Below are 18,614 nucleotides of genomic sequence, written 5' to 3' on the forward strand. Positions count from 1 at the left end.
ATGCCTAGTAAATTTATTACCATTCAAGGCGCTAGAGCTCATAATTTAAAAAATGTTAATGTAAACATACCAAAAAATAAGCTTGTTGTTCTCACCGGCCTGTCTGGTTCAGGGAAGTCTTCACTTGCTTTTGATACGATCTATGCGGAAGGGCAACGCCGTTATGTTGAATCCCTTTCCGCATATGCTCGTCAGTTTTTAGGGCAAATGGAGAAGCCGGATGTTGACGCTATTGATGGCTTGTCACCAGCAATATCCATAGATCAGAAGACAACGAGTAAAAATCCAAGATCGACGGTAGGAACAGTAACGGAAATCTATGATTATTTACGATTGTTATTTGCCCGGGTTGGACATCCAACTTGTCCTAAGCATGGAATTGAAATAACTTCACAAACCGTACAACAGATGGTCGATCGTATTATGGAATACCCGGAACGAACGAAGATGCAAATCCTTGCTCCAGTTGTTTCTGGAAGAAAAGGAGAGCATGTAAAAGTTTTGGAAAAATTAAAGCAAGAAGGGTATGTGCGTATTCGTATTGATAAAGAAATGCGTGAAGTAACAGAAGACATTAAGCTGGAAAAGAATAAAAAGCATTCCATTGAAGTAGTTGTTGATCGAATTGTTGTCAAGGAAGGCATTGAGGGACGCTTAAGTGACTCTATTGAGACTGCTCTCGCCTTAGGAGAAGGTAAAATTATTGTCGATGTTATTGATCAGGAAGAAATGACATTTAGCGAAAATCATGCTTGTCCGATTTGTGGATTTTCCATTGGCGAATTAGAACCGAGGCTATTTTCCTTTAATAGTCCATACGGTGCTTGTCCTACTTGCGATGGGCTGGGAACAAATTTGGAAGTAGATTTAGATCTAGTGATTCCAGATTGGAATAAGTCATTAAATGAGCATGCACTTGCTCCGTGGAAACCGATCAGCTCGCAATATTATCCTCAACTATTAAAAAGCGTCTGTGAACATTATGATATTGATATGGATAAACCAGTTAAAGATATTCCAAAAGAAAAAATGGACAAAATTCTTTACGGCAGTGGTAAGGAAAAAATTCACTTTTACTATGTTAATGACTTTGGCAATGTACGAGATAGCGATATTGTTTTTGAAGGGGTAGTGAATAATGTAGCTAGACGCTACCGGGAGACTTCCTCCGAGTTTATTCGAGAAAATTTAGAGCAGTACATGGCGCAAAAAGCTTGTCCTGCATGTAAAGGATATCGTTTAAAACAAGAAGCTCTTGCTGTTCAAATAAATGGGTTGCACATTAGCGAGATTACTAATTTCTCTATCGTTGAAGCACAAAACTTTTTCCAATCACTTCAATTATCAACAAAAGAAATGCAAATTGCAAAAATGATCTTGAAAGAAATCTGCAATCGATTGGAATTTTTAAACAATGTTGGTTTAGATTATTTAACACTATCCCGATCTGCAGGTACACTTTCGGGTGGAGAAGCACAGCGCATTCGTTTAGCAACTCAAATTGGCTCGGCGTTAACTGGAGTCCTGTATGTATTGGACGAGCCTTCCATCGGCTTACATCAACGAGATAATGATCGGTTAATTGAAACATTAAAAAGCATGAGGGATTTGGATAATACCTTGATCGTTGTTGAACACGATGAAGATACGATGCTTGCTGCTGATTGGTTAATTGATATTGGACCGGGCGCCGGAGAGCATGGCGGAGCAATTGTTGCAAGTGATACGCCTGAAAAGGTAATGGAAAATCCAAATTCATTGACAGGACAATATCTATCTGGAAACAAATTCATACCATTACCAGTAAAACGGCGTAAACAGGATAAGCGTGCCATTGAAATTGTCGGAGCAGAAGAAAATAATTTAAAAAAGGTTTCTGTGAAAATACCAATTGGTTTAATGACAGTCGTTACAGGCGTATCTGGTTCAGGAAAAAGTACACTGGTGAATGAAATTTTATATAAAGCTTTAGCGAAAGAACTTTATACAGGAAAACATAAGCCTGGAAAACACAAAAAAATAAAGGGTATGGAACATATTGAAAAAGTAATTGATATTGACCAATCACCAATTGGCAGAACCCCTCGTTCCAATCCAGCAACCTACACAGGTGTATTTGATGATATTCGTGATGTATTTGCGCAGACAAATGAAGCGAAAATTAGAGGTTATAAGAAGGGAAGATTCAGCTTTAATGTCAAAGGTGGACGTTGTGAAGCCTGTCATGGGGATGGTATTATCAAGATTGAAATGCATTTTCTTCCAGATGTTTATGTACCGTGTGAAGTATGTCATGGCAGTCGCTATAATCGAGAAACCTTAGAAGTGAAATATAAGGGGAAAAATATAGCAGATGTATTGGAAATGACGATTGAAGAAGCATTAGAGTTTTTCGCTAACATCCCAAAAATTAAGCGGAAATTACAAACGATCTATGATGTCGGGCTCGGTTATATTAAGCTTGGCCAACCGGCAACTACCTTATCTGGCGGTGAAGCTCAACGTGTTAAACTTGCTAGTGAATTACACCGTCGCTCTAATGGAAAATCGCTTTATATATTGGATGAGCCAACTACAGGTCTGCATGCAGATGATATCAGCCGATTGCTGAACGTGTTACAGCGCCTGGTAGATAATGGCGATACGGTTTTAATTATTGAACATAATTTAGATGTTATTAAGACAGCAGACCACATTATCGACTTAGGTCCTGAAGGCGGTGCTGGTGGCGGGCAAATTATTGTAACAGGTACTCCAGAACAAATTGCCAAAACAGAAACCTCTTATACTGGGAAGTATTTAAAACATGTGTTAGAACGTGATAAAAAACGAATGGAAAATGCAATACAAGCTAAAGAGCAGTTTTCAACGAAATAGTTCAGTAGTCGCTTACAATATATAAAAGAAGAAATAGTCTCGGGGTGACCTTGAGGCTTTTTTTCTGAAATTTTGTAAGGAAATCCACAGTCTGTCTGACGATTATAAAATTTACTATTTCTAGAAGGAGATAGGAGACATCACTAGTGTGAAGAATAAGTATACATTTATCTAAGAAGCGACACAGTGGAAATTTTATTATCAAAGTGTAATCAAGGTAATCTTAATCTTTGGGTGTCCAACATTTAAGGCGCCTATCACTTCAATGATTTTTTCCATTGACTTCTCCATTTCAAATGCAGGTAAATTTTTTGACGGTTTTCATAACTTTCGATAAGCTAAAAGAAGCAGAAAATGGGAGGAACCGAGATGAAACCAATAGAGATAGAAAAAGTACAACATTGGTTAGATACATTTTTAAATAAAGCTGTTTATATTCACGTTGAAACTACAAATGGAGCATATGCCAGTCATTTGGACAAGAAAGCCTATAATGTAGGCGCCTATGTGCGAAATGTACAAATTACGTATGTACAAGCTAAAATCGTAGCAGAAGGAAATACTTATCGAGTCGGGTTCAAAACTGCTAATGGATGGATATATGCGGAAGGGTTAACGGATTGGACCATTCATGAAGGAGCTAAATTATTACTTGCCGGTCATGATCATAAAGGGCGTTTAATGGTGGCATTACAAATTAGTGAAACTTCATTCGATTATTAGAGAGGATATTTAAAAAGGTTGTTAAAAATGACACATTGAGATTCAAGTCGACAGGACGTGCTAGTATCGGCGTTGCAACAGCACAAGAAAAGCTTCTTGAATCGGCATCGCACGCAGAAAAAGCGTTCTTCTTTTTCAAGGACAAGAAAAGCTTCTTGAATCGGCATCGCGATTTATTCAAGGACAAGAAAAGCTACGTAGCGATGGACTGCGGTTTATCAGGAACAGAGTATGCTTCGACAGTAATGCATCACACGCAGAAAAAGTACACTGCTTTTTTAAGAACGTCTGCGATTTTAACTAACTTAGTTCTTTTTGAACACATACTTAAACAAAGAAAAACAGGTGATAAATATGGAAAAACATGTTGTTGTTATATTACCACATCCAGATGATGAATCATTTGGGGCTGCGGGATCAATTGCTCATTTTCGCAGTCAAGGAGTTCCTGTGACATATTTATGTGGTACATTAGGAGAAATGGGAAGAAATATGGGGAATCCTCCTTTTGCTAATCGAGAGACTCTTCCGCAAATTCGCAAACAAGAATTGCAGAATGCCTGTAAGGTGTTGGATATGGAATTAGTGATGCTCGGTTATCGAGATAAAACGCTAGAGTTTGAGGAACAGACGAAAGTAGCCAAACATTTAAAAGATATTTTAGATGAAATAGCGCCTAGTTTAGTTATAACACATTATCCAGGCTATGCTGTACACCCAGATCATAACGCATTAGGAGCGGCTGCTATTAGAGCAGTAGCATCAATGAATGATACTAAACGCCCGACTATATGGGCACAAGCGTTTGCCCGTGGATTTAAAGAGGAGTTAGGTGAGCCGGATATCATAAATGATATAGCAGATTATTTTGAAAAGAAAATGGAAGCTATTTTATGTCATGAATCACAAGCAAGCGGAATTATAGGTAAATTAAAAGACTACAAACAATTAGGAGCGGATATTTTACAAGAGGCAAAAGAACGGTTTGGTAAAGAAGAATTCTTTATTTGGAAGTTTGAATAAGTGTCAATTGGAAATAATTATGTTAAGGCGTTTAAACAAAGGAGAGGATATTAGAGATGACTAGATGGCTCTTGTCAATTGTTCTTAATGCAGTGGCACTGATTGCTGTAGCGCAATTGTTTGCTTCTTTTCATTTGGAAGGTTTTGGAACAGCTCTAATTGCCAGCTTTATCCTATCTATTTTGAATATCATTGTCAAGCCGATTTTAATTGTTTTAACTTTACCGATCACAGTGCTTACGCTAGGATTCTTCTTATTTGTCATAAATGCTATTACATTGATGCTTACACAAGCAATTATAGGGGACTCCTTTGTGATCAATGGTTTTGGAACAGCTGTAATTGCAGCAATAATTATTTCCATCATTAATTTACTACTAAATCGATTAGTACAAGATTCCGTTCGTTAACACAAATAAAAGTGAATGGTATTAGACTTGCGGACAGTCCACTCTTTTATCCCGCATGTAAGGTGCCGTAAGACTCTCCCTTTAAGAGTGTAGGCAATACGAAGAGGTGAACATGTGAGAAAACGGCACCTAAATGCCCGATTCGTTCGGGAGGCCTTTAGGTCATACCTTTAAGGTACTAACATTCAGTAAGGGATGAAGAAAAAGCCTTACTAAATGAAATTTCATTGTATATTTATCACCATGGCTCTTCATACAAGATGGTAAAAAGAGTCATTTTAGAGAAACAGATACTGCAAGATTTATAAATCTCTTTTATTGGCGAGAGTCTATCTTACCCAAAAGAAAGGTCGCATGGCAATGAACTGTTCTATCTTTAGCTCTGATTATGTTGCAGACAATAGCTATCATACTTGATCGTAGGCAATTAAGTCTACGATTTTTTTGTGGGATATGCTACAATGAAGAAAACTTTTGCTTGTTATAATGAGGTGAATGCGAGATATAAAACATACTAAAAAGTTGGCTAGAAGAAGTCTGAGAATGACTTATTTAACCTGTTTGGTTATAAATCTGATTGTACATACTTATTCAAGACTGGAACATGCATTACTTTACCGTAGGACGATATTTTTGTAATAAGTCGAAACATCAAGATGTTTTGTACAAGGAGGATAAATAAATGGCAACTGTTCGTACGAAGGATTTATTGGAAAACTTTAATCTGACTCTTGTAGCAGGGAAAGATGGACTTTATAGAGAAATTACTACCGGAGATATCTCCCGACCTGGCATTGAAATGACTGGATACTTTAAATATTATCCAAAAGAAAGGCTACAGTTAATAGGCAGAACAGAAATGGCTTACTTTTTGGAATTAAGTGATGATGAAAAGTTAGATCGCGTGACTAAACTATGCACAGATATTACTCCCGGGATAGTTGTGACAAGGAATATGGAAATCCCTCAAGTATTCATTGATGCGGCTAATGAGTCAGGTGTGCCTATCCTTCACTCCCCTCGAAAGACGACCCGTGTTATTAGCAGGTTAACGAACTTTCTGGAAGCTAAATTTGCTCCATTTACAGCAATACATGGTGTGCTTGTCGATGTCTATGGAGTAGGTGTTCTCATAACAGGCCAAAGCGGCGTTGGAAAAAGTGAAACAGCATTAGAGTTAGTCAAACGAGGACATCGACTGGTTGCAGATGATAGTGTGGAAATCCGACAAGAAGATTACGACAGTTTAATTGGAAACCCGCCTCCATTGATTGAACATCTCTTAGAAATCCGCGGACTTGGCATTATTAATGTAATGACTTTATTTGGAGCAGGATCAGTACGCAATTATAAAAAAATATCCTTAATTATTAATTTGGAAAATTGGGATGAACATAAACAATATGATAGGCTAGGTTTGGATGAAGATAAAATGAAGATCATGGATGTTGAATTACCAAAAGCAACCATTCCAGTGCGTCCAGGCCGAAACTTAGCGGTTATTATTGAAGTTGCTGCCATGAACTTCCGGCTAAAGCGTATGGGCGTAAATGCGGCAGAAGAATTTTCTGAACGTCTCACAAATATGATTGATCAAGAAAGTGGCGAATATAGTCAAGGAGGGGACTTATGAGTTGTTCAGCACCTGCACTAGATAGGGTATTTTTACAAATTGGCCCTCTGTCGATATATTGGTACGGAGTGATTATCGCTGCCGGTGCATTTTTAGGGTTGATTTTAGCTAATCGAGAAGCGAATCGCTTAGCCATGAAAAAAGATATTATGGTTGATTTAGTCGTTTTTGCGATTCCGATTGCAATTATTTCGGCTAGAATTTACTATGTTATTTTTGAATGGGATCGATATGTAGGTAGTTCATGGATGGATATTTTTGCCATATGGGAAGGCGGAATTGCAATTCATGGAGCGCTCATTGGTTCCGTTTTAACAGCGATTGTCTATGCCCGGGTTAAAAATGTATCTTTTTGGCAACTTGCTGATATCGCTGCACCAAGTATTATCTTAGGGCAAGCAATTGGTCGTTGGGGTAATTTTATGAACCAGGAAGCACATGGAGGGCCAATTTCGAAAGCAACGTATGAGAGTTTTCATCAGTATTTGCCTGATTTTATTATGAATCAAATGTGTATTGATGGTGTCATGTATCACCCTACCTTTTTGTATGAATCGGTCTGGAATTTACTTGTGTTTGCTTTTCTTTTACTATTACGGAAATATAACCCGATCAGAGGAGAAATCTTCCTTAGCTATGCAATTGCCTATTCCATTGGTCGCTTTTTCATAGAAGGAATGCGAACGGATAGCCTCTACGTATTGGGTTCTCTTCGTCAGGCTCAAGTAATTTCAATAGTCATTATTGTTATTGCTGTGATATTGATTATTTATCGCCGAAAAACCGAGCATGTACGTTATTTGGATATAGCAGAACAAGCTAAAAAGTCATCAGGAACCGGAGCAAAGAAAAAAGGGAAAAACAAAAAAAAAAAATAAGCAGTGCTTACGAGAGAGGGAATACGGAAATGAAAAGTATTTTACTACGTGGGGTACAGCAAGGCTTACATACAACCTGGACATTAGGAAAAGTGATCTTCCCAATAACTTTAATTGTGACTATTTTACAATTCACACCAATTCTTCCTTGGGTGATAAAGCAATTAACGCCATTGATGGGCTTGATCGGACTGTCCGGTGAGGCTGCAGTTCCTTTAGTGTTGGGAAATGCCTTAAACTTATATGCCGGGATCGCTGCAATTGTTTCCTTTGATTTTACAGTGAAAGAAGTATTTATTATGGCGATTATGCTATCATTTAGCCATAATTTATTTATTGAATCAGCCGTTGCTTCCAGGGTTGGAGTAAGCTGGTGGTTAATTGCAGGCATTCGAGTTGGTTTAGCATTAATCGCTGCGATTGTCATTAATTTTATTTGGAATGGTGGCTCGGAGCAAGCAGTATACGGGTTTATTTCCAATACAGAACCAAGCTTGAATGGCTGGTTTGAAATTGTTATACATGGTTTACAAACGGCAATTGTAGCTATTGCACAATTAGCATTAATCGTTCTTCCGTTAATGATCATGATGCAATTTCTACGGGAAATGGGGTGGCTTACAAAGCTTTCGCAAATATTTGCACCATTTACAAAAGCCCTAGGAATGAAAGAAAATACATCGATGACAATGGTAGCAGGACTAACGATTGGGCTAGCCTATGGCGCTGGCGTGATGATTCAGGCTGTCAAAGAAGATGGAGTGGAGAAGAAGGACATGATGCTTGCACTTATCTTTCTAGTCTCCTGTCACGCAGTAGTGGAGGATACGTTAGTATTTATTCCACTAGGGATCCCTGTATGGCCATTATTAGTTATTCGATTAGTAACAGCCATTTTATTAACCATGATTGTTGCTTTTATTTGGAAACGGGTAGATAAGAACAGAAGAAAGGAACCAGCAACAAATGAGCATTCGTACAATACTTTTTGACTTAGATGGTACATTAATCGATACCAATGAATTGATCATTGCTTCGTTTTTGCATACATTTGAACATTATAATTATCAGTTTTCAAGACAGGAAATTATTGAATTTAATGGTCCACCCCTATTTGATACGTTTCGCAGCATTAACCCAGAAAAAGCAGAGCGTATGGTAGAAACCTACCGAACACATAATATGAACGAGCATGATCATTATGTAAAGGCATTTCCATATGTAGAAGAAACATTACAGCAGCTAAAGGCAAAGGATATCAAGCTAGGGGTCGTGACAACTAAAATGCGCCAGGCAGTAGCTAAGGGGTTGGCGATTACTCAAATCGGTGATTACTTTGATACAGTGATTACTTTAGATGATGTTAACAAGCCAAAGCCAGATGCAGAACCTGTGCTAAAAGCAATGGCTGAATTAAATGCTGATACAACATCCACTCTAATGGTCGGTGATAATTCCCATGATATACAATCAGGGCACAATGCCAGTGTAAAGACGGCTGCAGTGGCATGGTCGTATAAAGGCAAGAAGCGATTAATGCAATACAATCCAACTTATATGCTGGAGGATATGCGTGATCTTTTATCTATTACAGGAGTGTAAATAATGCGAAAAACAAAACGTTATCCTGTGAAACATACAAATGCGTTATGGCAAATTTATGATACGGTATCATTTTGGAAAGTGATGAAAAACTTTGTTGTCATCCAAGTTGCCAGATACACGCCGTTTTTGTCAGTGAAAAACTGGCTTTATCGTCAGCTTCTGTCAATGGAAGTCGGAGAACATACGGCTTTTGCTTTAATGGTAATGCCAGATATTATGTTTCCTGAAAAAATTAAAATTGGGGATAACAGCGTTATTGGATATAATACAACGATATTGGCGCATGAATATTTAATTAAAGAATACCGAATCGGTGAAGTTACGATTGGTAACGAAGTAATGATCGGCGCTAATACAACGATTTTGCCCGGCGTGACAATTGGTGATAGAGCAGTTATTTCTGCAGGCACATTAGTGCATAAGGACGTTCCTGCCGGTGCTTTTGTAGGTGGAAATCCAATGCGCATTATTTATACAAAAGAAGAAATGGAAGCACGTAATAAAGAGTAGGTGATAGCTTGCATGTACCAACAGGTATTTTACCAGCGATCCGCAGACTGAAGGATTTTGATAGAGCATTAGAAACCTCATATCCAACCATTGTTATTTTAGAGACACGTTTATCACAAATTAAAAATTTGGTTACTTACTCCAAACGAGCGAATAAAAACATTTTAGTTCATTTCGATTTAATCCAAGGATTAAAATCAGATGATTATGGAATGGAATACGTTCTTCGGGAAATAAAACCGAATGGGATCTTATCGACAAGAGCCAATGTGATCAAAATGGCTAAAAAACATGATATGTTGGCGATTCAACGTGTTTTTTTATTGGACAGCTTAGCTTTAGAACAGAATATTAAGCTGATTAAAAGCGTACAGCCCGATTGTATTGAAGTGTTGCCAGGAATCATTCCAACCATGATTCACTATTTATCCGAGGAAACCGGCTTGCCAGTTATTGCAGGAGGTCTTATTAAGACAGATGATCAAGTACAACAGGCATTAGAAGCAGGAGCTATTGGTGTATCAACATCGAACACCAATCTTTGGTGAAAATGAAATAATATTTTTCAAAAATTGGATAAAAACAGGGTATGAGTAAAATATTTATTGGGAAATAGATGATTCTCGCCTTTGGTAGAATAGTTTTTGAGGACAAGGAAGGCTTTTGCAGGATTACATCATATTTTTCAGGTAGGCCCGAGATGACAGCCTTTATTCTACTTCTCATTAATTTGTCGGATGGGGAAAAAAGCATCAGGCAGTAAGGAATACGAACTTAAAATAAGCATTTGCTAGTTTACGGCACCTTACATTCAGTGTAAAAGCCAGAAAATCACAAGGTGAGAGTGACTCACTTAAATACGTGACAGACTCTAAAACAAGCAAATCGTTGTTGATCAAGAGTAATTATGTTATACTTACAGTAAGTTAATATTTGGACGGAGAATTGGAGAAACCGCAAAGCGACTAATATAGTACATATTAGTTTGTTTTGCGGTTTTATTTTTTCCGTTAAGAGAAGATAAAAGATTAGCACAGAAACCGATTAGGCGACAAGGTTCTAAGGTAAAAGTGCTGTTCAATTATCTGAGTCATAGACTTGTTACTAGTCAATACATGCTTGTTAAACCAATATTTCGTCCATACTGATACATGGCTTTTTACAAAAAAGGGTAAATATAATTATGGGAGTGAGTTAGTGATGAATACTTTTTCTAGTTATCGTCGAGAAGAACGTTTTAAAAAAATGCAAGAGGCAAAGTTAGATCTGTTAGTTATAGGAGGTGGCATTACTGGTTCAGGAATTGCCTTAGATGCAGTGACAAGAGGATTAAATACAGCATTAGTCGAGATGCAGGATTTTGCAGCCGGAACATCAAGCAGATCGACAAAATTAGTACATGGTGGGCTTCGCTATCTCAAACAATTTGAAGTGAAAATGGTTGCAGAGGTTGGGCATGAGCGAGCAATTGTATATGAAAATGGACCTCATGTAACTACACCAGAATGGATGATGCTTCCTTTCCATAGGGGGGGTACATTTGGTCCGTTTACTACAAATATAGGATTAAGAGTTTACGACATGCTTGCAGGGGTAAAAAAATCAGAACGGCGTAAAATGTTAAACCCGGAGGAAGCACTGGCAAAGGAGCCTTTAATTAAAAAAGAAGGCTTAAAGGGAGCAGGATACTATGTAGAATATAAAACAGATGACGCCCGACTAACGATCGAAGTACTAAAAAAGGCTGTACAAAAAGGCGTTATTGCAACAAACTATGCTAAAGTAATCAAATTTATATACGATGATAATAAACGAATAATTGGTGCAGTAATTGAAGATCAAATTCATAAACGACAATACAAGGTATATGCAAAAAAGATTATTAATGCAGGTGGTCCATGGGTTGACGAATTAAGAGAGATTGACGGATCGAGAAAAGGAAAAGCGTTACATTTAACAAAAGGTGTACATCTTGTGTTTTCTAAACGGGTCTTTCCATTACAACAGGCAATTTATTTTGATGCACCGGATGGCCGGATGGTCTTTGCGATACCTAGAGAAGATGTTACCTATGTTGGAACGACAGATACGACTTATCGTGGTGATATAGCCAATCCTAAAAAGACAGTGGCAGATCGTGATTATATTTTACAGGCTATTCAATATATGTTCCCTACATTAAATATTCGTGCAGATCATGTGGAATCAAGTTGGGCTGGTTTACGTCCATTAATTGCAGAAGAAGGGGCAGACAATCCAAGTGAAATTTCCCGTAAGGATGAGATTTTTATCTCTGATTCTGGTTTAATTTCCATGGCGGGCGGTAAGCTAACAGGCTATCGTAAAATGGCTGAGGAGGCAGTTGATACGGTTACGAACCAATTAAAACAAGAAAAGGGAATTCTCTTTTCAAAGTCGGATACGGTTCATCTGCCAATTTCAGGTGGAGAAGTTGGCGGCTCCGAGGGCTTTGCAAGATTTATGGAAAGAAAAATACAAGAAGCAGTGGTAGAAGGTATGGAAGAATCAGCTGCTCGTCGCTTAATCCAACGATATGGAGCTAATTTTGAAGCTATTATGGAGCTTTATCGAACGAAACAAGAAGAAGCAAAGCAAGCAGAAATTGATTTGTTAGTATTTGTGGAATTATTATATGCCCTAGAATATGAGGCTGTCTATAAACCGGTTGACTTTTTTATTAGACGTACAGGAGCTTTATTCTTTGAAATTGAATGGGTTCGTTCTCACCAAGTAAAAGTGGTAGAGTATATGGCAAAAACTTTAAATTGGTCTGAGGAACAAAAGCACGCATACGTGGAAGAATTAACACAAGCGTTGCATGAAGCTGTTCACCCACAAACGGAAGAAAATTGATCAATGAACTGGAAGTCCAATATGGGTTTCCAGTTTTTCAATATATAGGGAAATTTATGTATTTTTACATGATCGATATTTTTTTGAAAGTAGCTCCCGTGTCTAGCTCAATTGCATAAGCTGTAGCAAACTTGATCTTCTTATTACGATAAGTCAACAACATTGACTTCTTGATATCACCATAGATAAAATTTTTAGCACTGAATTTAAAAAACGACGCAATGTTTAAAAGGTGCCGTAAGACTCTCACTTCAAGAGCCTAAGTTGTTACAAAAGGGACTAAGCGGGAGAAAACGGCACCTAAATGTGATTCGTTCAAGGGCCTTTAGGTCATACCCTTGTGGCTAGGAAGTTGGAAGAAAACTCCTACTGAATGAAATTTCACTTTATAGAAGTTAATTCCATGAAGTGAAAATTCTTTAAGTATAAGTGGAAAGGCAGTTCCTATATCCATGGTTCAAGCCTGGACAAATTTCCTTATTGATAGGATTGGCGTCATAATATGGTATATATTTAGGTCTGTATAAAACCGATGGCAAATATGGTATACTTTGTTCGTATGTTTATAGACGAGGGGGATATACATGTCACAAATTACAAATAAATCAAATGAAAAACAAAATAACGTTCTCCCTTTTATTCCTGAAGGTGATTTTTACTTCACAAAAGGTATAGAAGCTTTTCAAAAAAGAAAATTTGATGTCGCTATAAAATGGTTAAAAAAAGCAATTGAGCAAAAACCAACTGAAGCATTATATAAATGTCAGTTATCTATTATCTATACAGAGATCGGAGCATACCATGCAGCAAATGAAGTGTTGACAAATGTGTTGCAGACATCGGAATATGTCGACTGTTATTATTTGCTAGCCAATAATTATGCACATCTTGGTTTGTTGAATGATGCAAAAAAATTTGCTGATCTTTATTTAGAAAAGGAACCAAATGGAGACTTTAAAGTTGAAGTCATGCATTTATTAGCATTAATTGATATTGAAGAAGATGATGAGGATTGGGATTTGGAAGACGAAGATGAACTGCTGATTTATCAGGAAACCGTCTTTTATCATATGGAATATGAAGAATGGGAAAAAGCAATTCCCGTCTTGGAAGAGATGCTCTTTCTATTTCCAGAGCATCCTAATACAAACCATGACTATACTCAAGCCCTGTTTTTTTCTGGTTATAAAACAAAAGCACTAGAGATGGAGCTAAAAGAATTAGATGAAAATCAGAATTCTTTATCTTGCCACCTGAATTTAGCATTATTTTATTATGAATTAGAAATGAATGAAGAATATCATTTGCATATTCAGGCATTACTAAACGTATACCCAATTCATGAACAGCAAAAATTACGTATTGCTGTCACGCTTGCTCGAACAAATAATCATGCTGAAGCATTGATGCGATTTCAATCTCTGGTTAAAGGGAAAGTAAAAGGACATCCTTCTTATTTTCGCTGGTATGCTTTATCCACGTATCGCTCTGGAGAACAAGCAAAAGCCGTTTCCATTTGGCAGGAAGGATGCAAAAGACATCCAAATTTATTAAGTGAAATAATGCCCTGGGAGGAAAATAAGTAAGTGTGAGCATAATATTAGACGAAAAGTCTTACGTTTATTAAGCTAAATATGGCTGAATTATAAGTAGAAAAGGGGCGAATAAAATGTCCGATCACAAAATGTATGATGTTATTATTGCAGGCGCTGGTCCTGCCGGTATGACAGCTGCTGTTTATGCTTCTCGGGCTAATTTAGAAACATTGATGATTGAACGTGGTATTCCAGGAGGACAAATGGCCAATACAGAAGATGTTGAAAATTATCCTGGATATGAACATATCCTTGGTCCGGAGTTATCAAATAAAATGTTTGAACACGCTAAAAAGTTTGGTGCTGAATACGCTTATGGTGATATTAAAGAAGTCATTGATCATGGCGATTATAAAACGATTGTAGCTGGAGATAAGGAATACAATACAAGGTCCGTAATTATTACGACTGGTGCCCAATATAAAAAGCTAGGCATTCCAGGTGAAGAAGAATTAGGCGGTCGTGGCGTATCCTATTGTGCTGTTTGTGATGGTGCATTCTTTAAAGGGAAAAACTTGATCGTGATTGGCGGAGGTGACTCTGCGGTTGAAGAAGGTATATATTTAACCCGATTTGCTAATAAAGTGACCATTGTTCATCGTCGTGATGAATTAAGAGCACAACGTATTTTACAGGATCGCGCATTTGATAATGAGAAGATCGAGTTTATTTGGGATACAGTTGTTGAAAAAATCAATGAACAGGGTGGAAAAGTCGGTAGTGTAACGTTAAAAAATAAAAAAACGGGCGAAGTATATGATCACGATATCGACGGTGTATTTGTATATATTGGTATGGTTCCATTGAGTGAGCCTTTTAAGTCTCTTGGCATTACCAATGAAGATGGATATATCCCAACAAATGAAAATATGGAAACCCCAATACCAGGCATTTTTGCTGCTGGCGATATTCGTGAAAAAACATTACGACAAATTGTTACAGCAACTGGTGATGGAAGTATAGCAGCAGAATCAGCAATAAAGTATGTTGAAGATGTGATGGAAGAAATGAAAGCAGCCAATTCCTAAATGATTTAAGAAAAATTTACTATGAGTAACTGCTTTTTAACCGCGCTGTAATATGTGCGAAATAATCGTGGGGTATAATATAAACTAACTAATTGACCCCCTTTTAATAGATAGATTAGTTATTTGGCGCAGGTATTATAAACCTGTGCTTTTTTTGTTTTCTAATAAAATTATATCCGTTTCTACCTTGTTGATAACTCCTTTTTGAAAAGTAGCATTGCCTAGTGTGAGCGCTAGCTTAAGTTTTTTCCGTTACTCAAAAAGTCGTAGAAAAAAATACTTCGGGTTTTTTCGTATGTTAGGATGGATTAAATTTTAGCTTAGGAAGTTCATTCGACACCGTAAACATTTTTAAGATATACATATATATATAACCAGGATCTCGTCTCGCCGCTAAATTTTACATCTTTTAAGAAATGAAAATTTACGACTATAGATTTGGTGAATTCCAATTATTAACATGAATGAAGTTTTATTATATTCTTTTTTAAACACAGACTTTAAGTATAACATTATTCACTATATATGATGTTAGGGGTTATCCCCATTTGCAGTTACGTAAGTTTCCTTTTATAGTTGAAACTAGTATAATATAAATTAGTATGGATAGATAGTCCATTGTTGTGAATTTAGAGGTGATTGGAATGCAACAGGTTACAAACTGCATAGTAATAGATCAAAATCAACTGTTAGTTTTAAAAAAGCCCAAGCATGGATGGTATGCAATTCCCGGAGGAAAGATGGAATTTGGCGAAACCATTCGTGAATCTGTAATTAGAGAATATAAAGAGGAAACGGGATTGCAACTTCATGATCCAAGATTGGCTGGAGTGTTTACATTTACAGTGTTAGATGAAGATGAGTCTAAACGAGAATGGATGATGTACACATTCATCTGCCATAAATACAGTGGAAAGCTTGTTGAATTTTGCAGAGAAGGTGAACTGGAATGGATAGATATTAAAAAAATAAAGAATTTACCGATGGCTGAAGGAGATCGAATGATATATCAGTATATATTTAATAGTGATCATGTAGTAACTGGAACGTTTAATTATACAAAAACGGACGAATTAATCAGTTATCGTATTGACCCATTGTAAATTGTTATAAGTGAAATCTTATTCAGTTAGCGGTTTCTTCATCCTCTACTGATAAGAAGTAGAACAAACGGCAAAATTGCAACTCTTGAAAAAGAAGTACGTTTTTTCTTCGTGCGAAGTATGCTGTCGTAGTCTTTCTTGTCCTTGAAAACCTCGGTGTATTGCTATCGTAGCAACTCTGTCCTTTCAACTGAAACGGATCGGGCATGTAGGTGCCGCCTTCTCCCTTTTAGACTTCTTCATATCCCTACAACCCTTAAAGCGATAGTCTTACGGCACCTTACATGCGGGGCAATATAATAACATATTGACAATATATACAGAAAAGGTAACATGTATCCATTTCTTAGAATTAATTGACGAAAACAAAATATCTTTGCCTTATCCTATCTTAAAAGAGGTGACTAGCAAAGACATACTGTTTCACATAGTATAATTTAGACTGAGTAATTTCAATTCAACTAGATCCAGACTAAAGAGGGAGATAGAGTAAATGAGTGAAAAACAAGAAACAAAATTAGTTATTATAACAGGGATGTCAGGAGCTGGTAAAACAGTTGCTGTGCAAAGTTTTGAAGATTTAGGTTATTACTGTGTAGACAATCTTCCTCCTACATTGTTACCTAAATTTATTGAACTAATGAAGGATTCTACAAATAATATTCAAAAGGTTGCACTTGTAATGGATTTACGTGCTCGTGAATTTTTTGATTCTTTATTTGAGGCATTGGATGTATTGGCAGTTGAAGATTGGCTTGATGAGCATATTCTCTTTTTAGATGCCAAGGATGAAAAACTTGTAAGCCGGTATAAGGAAACAAGGCGTTCCCATCCTTTAGCAGTAGGTGGACTTCCTTTAAATGGTATTCGTAAAGAACGGGAAATTTTAGATGAGTTAAGAGGAAGAGCTCAGCGGATTATTGATACAACCAACCTTAAACCAAAAGAGCTCCGCGAAAAGATCGTGCAGGCTTATTCTGAAGAAGAAGAGGAAGTCTTTTCTATTCATTTTGTTTCTTTTGGCTTTAAGTACGGGTTACCGATAGATGCTGATTTAGTATTTGATGTTCGTTTTCTACCAAATCCTCATTATGTTACTAATTTACAGCCTTTAACAGGTTTGAACAAAGACGTTGCTTCTTATGTATTTCGCTGGACAGATACACAAAAATTTAATTCCAAAGTACTTGATTTACTTCAATTCATGCTTCCGCAGTATAAAAAAGAAGGGAAGTCGCAATTAGTAGTCGCTATTGGGTGTACAGGTGGACAACATCGATCTGTCGCACTTACTGAATATTTTGCAAAGGAATTAAGTGAGGGCTATATTACTCATGTTACACATCGTGATATTGACAAAAGAAAGGGACATCATAAATGAATTCAGAAAAACTCCCACGAGTAGTCGTTGTTGGCGGTGGAACAGGGATGCCTGTTTTACTACGCGGTTTGAAAAACCTCCCCATTCAATTGACTGCCCTTGTTACAGTTGCAGATGATGGAGGAAGTACAGGAAGACTGCGTGATGAAATGGATATACCTGCACCAGGGGATATCCGTAATGTGATAGCTGCTTTGTCTGATGCTGAGCCAATGCTAATTGAATTATTTCAACATCGCTTTAATGTAGGGAATGGGTTATCTGGTCATTCCCTGGGCAATTTATTATTAGCGGCGATGACTTCCATTGCAGGAGACTTTAATCAGGGAATAAGAGAAATTTCCCGTGTTTTAAATGTGAAAGGAAAAATTTATCCCATATCTAATGATAGTATGTCACTCCATGCAGAAATGGAAGATGGTACGATCGTGTCAGGAGAATCTAATATTCCTTTAGCTAATAAGAGAATCAAGCGTGTATTTTTAAGCCCGCAGCCTGTTCATCCATTACCAAATGCCGTTAACGCTTTAAAAAAAGCGGATATGATTGTAATTGCGCCTGGAAGTCTATATACAAGTATTATGCCAACCATTATCATGCCGCAAATAGCAGAGGCAATCCGTGGAACAAAAGGGAAAGTAGTTTATGTATGTAATGTGATGACACAGGCTGGAGAAACAACTGGCTATACTGCTGCAGACCATGTGCAAGCTATCTGTGATCATATTGGAGAAAATAGTGTGGATTCCATAGTGGTACATAATGAGCCCATAGAAAAAACAATTCGAGCGATATATGCAGAAGAAAACGCAGAGCCAGTTATTTATGATACAGAACGTTTATTAGAGATGGGTCTAAGAATTATTGAAGGTGATATTATTGATCCGTCGCAATCCGCGTTAAGACATGATAATCATAAAGTAGCAGCGTTATTGTATTCTATTTTAAAAGAGAATGAAGCTGTTTAAGCACAT

16 protein-coding genes are annotated in these 18,614 nt (G+C 37.2%); all 16 read left to right on the plus strand.

Annotated features, from left to right (window positions below; genetic code table 11):
• The 16 genes from uvrA (at position 1) to JNUCC74_RS06320 (ending at position 18,608) form a co-directional block, all read left to right on the plus strand.
• Complete coding sequence (gene uvrA, locus JNUCC74_RS06245) at positions 1-2,877, plus strand: excinuclease ABC subunit UvrA (protein ID WP_454067340.1); 2,877 nt, start codon at positions 1-3, stop codon at positions 2,875-2,877.
• A gap of 369 nt (positions 2,878-3,246) precedes the next feature.
• On the plus strand, positions 3,247-3,600 hold the full coding sequence (locus JNUCC74_RS06250; RefSeq protein WP_454067341.1) for a YojF family protein: 354 nt from the start codon (positions 3,247-3,249) through the stop codon (positions 3,598-3,600).
• Between the two features lie 354 nt (positions 3,601-3,954).
• Positions 3,955-4,623 carry a bacillithiol biosynthesis deacetylase BshB2 gene (gene bshB2, locus JNUCC74_RS06255; RefSeq protein WP_454067342.1) on the plus strand — a complete coding sequence of 223 codons (669 nt, stop codon included), beginning with the start codon at positions 3,955-3,957 and terminating at the stop codon, positions 4,621-4,623.
• A 56-nt stretch (positions 4,624-4,679) separates the two neighbouring features.
• Complete coding sequence (locus tag JNUCC74_RS06260; protein WP_216484312.1) at positions 4,680-5,033, plus strand: phage holin family protein; 354 nt, start codon at positions 4,680-4,682, stop codon at positions 5,031-5,033.
• Between the two features lie 682 nt (positions 5,034-5,715).
• Positions 5,716-6,666 carry an HPr(Ser) kinase/phosphatase gene (gene hprK / locus JNUCC74_RS06265; RefSeq protein WP_077320025.1) on the plus strand — a complete coding sequence of 317 codons (951 nt, stop codon included), beginning with the start codon at positions 5,716-5,718 and terminating at the stop codon, positions 6,664-6,666.
• Positions 6,663-7,544, plus strand: a complete 882-nt coding sequence (lgt, locus tag JNUCC74_RS06270; protein WP_454067343.1) for a prolipoprotein diacylglyceryl transferase — start codon at positions 6,663-6,665, stop codon at positions 7,542-7,544. Before hprK ends, lgt begins: the two co-directional genes overlap by 4 nt.
• A 29-nt stretch (positions 7,545-7,573) precedes the next feature.
• Positions 7,574-8,536 (plus strand): nucleoside recognition domain-containing protein, encoded by a 963-nt coding sequence (locus JNUCC74_RS06275; RefSeq protein WP_454067344.1) that lies wholly within the window; start codon positions 7,574-7,576, stop codon positions 8,534-8,536.
• Positions 8,511-9,146: a pyrophosphatase PpaX gene (gene ppaX, locus JNUCC74_RS06280; protein WP_454067345.1), complete on the plus strand. Its 636-nt coding sequence runs from the start codon at positions 8,511-8,513 to the stop codon at positions 9,144-9,146. Before JNUCC74_RS06275 ends, ppaX begins: the two co-directional genes overlap by 26 nt.
• Before the next feature lie 3 nt (positions 9,147-9,149).
• A complete protein-coding gene (locus JNUCC74_RS06285; protein ID WP_077320029.1) occupies positions 9,150-9,659 on the plus strand; it encodes an acyltransferase in 510 nt (169 codons plus the stop codon).
• Positions 9,660-9,667: 8 nt separating this feature from the next.
• Positions 9,668-10,207: a glycerol-3-phosphate responsive antiterminator gene (locus JNUCC74_RS06290; RefSeq protein ID WP_454067346.1), complete on the plus strand. Its 540-nt coding sequence runs from the start codon at positions 9,668-9,670 to the stop codon at positions 10,205-10,207.
• Positions 10,208-10,859: 652 nt separating this feature from the next.
• Complete coding sequence (locus JNUCC74_RS06295; protein ID WP_454067347.1) at positions 10,860-12,533, plus strand: glycerol-3-phosphate dehydrogenase/oxidase; 1,674 nt, start codon at positions 10,860-10,862, stop codon at positions 12,531-12,533.
• Between the two features lie 584 nt (positions 12,534-13,117).
• A complete protein-coding gene (locus JNUCC74_RS06300; RefSeq protein ID WP_454067348.1) occupies positions 13,118-14,119 on the plus strand; it encodes a tetratricopeptide repeat protein in 1,002 nt (333 codons plus the stop codon).
• A gap of 59 nt (positions 14,120-14,178) precedes the next feature.
• A complete protein-coding gene (gene trxB / locus JNUCC74_RS06305; protein ID WP_454067847.1) occupies positions 14,179-15,156 on the plus strand; it encodes a thioredoxin-disulfide reductase in 978 nt (325 codons plus the stop codon).
• A gap of 644 nt (positions 15,157-15,800) precedes the next feature.
• Positions 15,801-16,259, plus strand: coding sequence for an NUDIX domain-containing protein (locus JNUCC74_RS06310; RefSeq protein ID WP_454067349.1), 459 nt, complete (start codon positions 15,801-15,803; stop codon positions 16,257-16,259).
• Positions 16,260-16,752: 493 nt separating this feature from the next.
• Complete coding sequence (gene rapZ, locus JNUCC74_RS06315; RefSeq protein WP_454067350.1) at positions 16,753-17,640, plus strand: RNase adapter RapZ; 888 nt, start codon at positions 16,753-16,755, stop codon at positions 17,638-17,640.
• The gene (locus tag JNUCC74_RS06320; RefSeq protein WP_077320036.1) at positions 17,637-18,608 is read left to right on the plus strand and encodes a gluconeogenesis factor YvcK family protein; all 972 of its coding nucleotides are present in this window, start codon (positions 17,637-17,639) and stop codon (positions 18,606-18,608) included. The genes rapZ and JNUCC74_RS06320 overlap by 4 nt, the downstream gene beginning before the upstream one ends.
• Positions 18,609-18,614 lie beyond the last annotated feature (6 nt).

The sequence above is a fragment of the Cerasibacillus sp. JNUCC 74 genome (genome assembly GCF_053667775.1).

Excerpts from the sequence above, each read along its gene's own strand:
- uvrA (WP_454067340.1), top strand. The coding sequence starts at position 1 with ATGCCTAGTAAATTTATTACCATTCAAGGCGCTAGAGCTCATAATTTA.
- JNUCC74_RS06250 (WP_454067341.1), top strand. The coding sequence starts at position 3,247 with ATGAAACCAATAGAGATAGAAAAAGTACAACATTGGTTAGATACATTT.
- bshB2 (WP_454067342.1), top strand. The coding sequence starts at position 3,955 with ATGGAAAAACATGTTGTTGTTATATTACCACATCCAGATGATGAATCA.
- JNUCC74_RS06260 (WP_216484312.1), top strand. The coding sequence starts at position 4,680 with ATGACTAGATGGCTCTTGTCAATTGTTCTTAATGCAGTGGCACTGATT.
- hprK (WP_077320025.1), top strand. The coding sequence starts at position 5,716 with ATGGCAACTGTTCGTACGAAGGATTTATTGGAAAACTTTAATCTGACT.
- lgt (WP_454067343.1), top strand. The coding sequence starts at position 6,663 with ATGAGTTGTTCAGCACCTGCACTAGATAGGGTATTTTTACAAATTGGC.
- JNUCC74_RS06275 (WP_454067344.1), top strand. The coding sequence starts at position 7,574 with ATGAAAAGTATTTTACTACGTGGGGTACAGCAAGGCTTACATACAACC.
- ppaX (WP_454067345.1), top strand. The coding sequence starts at position 8,511 with ATGAGCATTCGTACAATACTTTTTGACTTAGATGGTACATTAATCGAT.
- JNUCC74_RS06285 (WP_077320029.1), top strand. The coding sequence starts at position 9,150 with ATGCGAAAAACAAAACGTTATCCTGTGAAACATACAAATGCGTTATGG.
- JNUCC74_RS06295 (WP_454067347.1), top strand. The coding sequence starts at position 10,860 with ATGAATACTTTTTCTAGTTATCGTCGAGAAGAACGTTTTAAAAAAATG.
- JNUCC74_RS06300 (WP_454067348.1), top strand. The coding sequence starts at position 13,118 with ATGTCACAAATTACAAATAAATCAAATGAAAAACAAAATAACGTTCTC.
- JNUCC74_RS06310 (WP_454067349.1), top strand. The coding sequence starts at position 15,801 with ATGCAACAGGTTACAAACTGCATAGTAATAGATCAAAATCAACTGTTA.
- rapZ (WP_454067350.1), top strand. The coding sequence starts at position 16,753 with ATGAGTGAAAAACAAGAAACAAAATTAGTTATTATAACAGGGATGTCA.
- JNUCC74_RS06320 (WP_077320036.1), top strand. The coding sequence starts at position 17,637 with ATGAATTCAGAAAAACTCCCACGAGTAGTCGTTGTTGGCGGTGGAACA.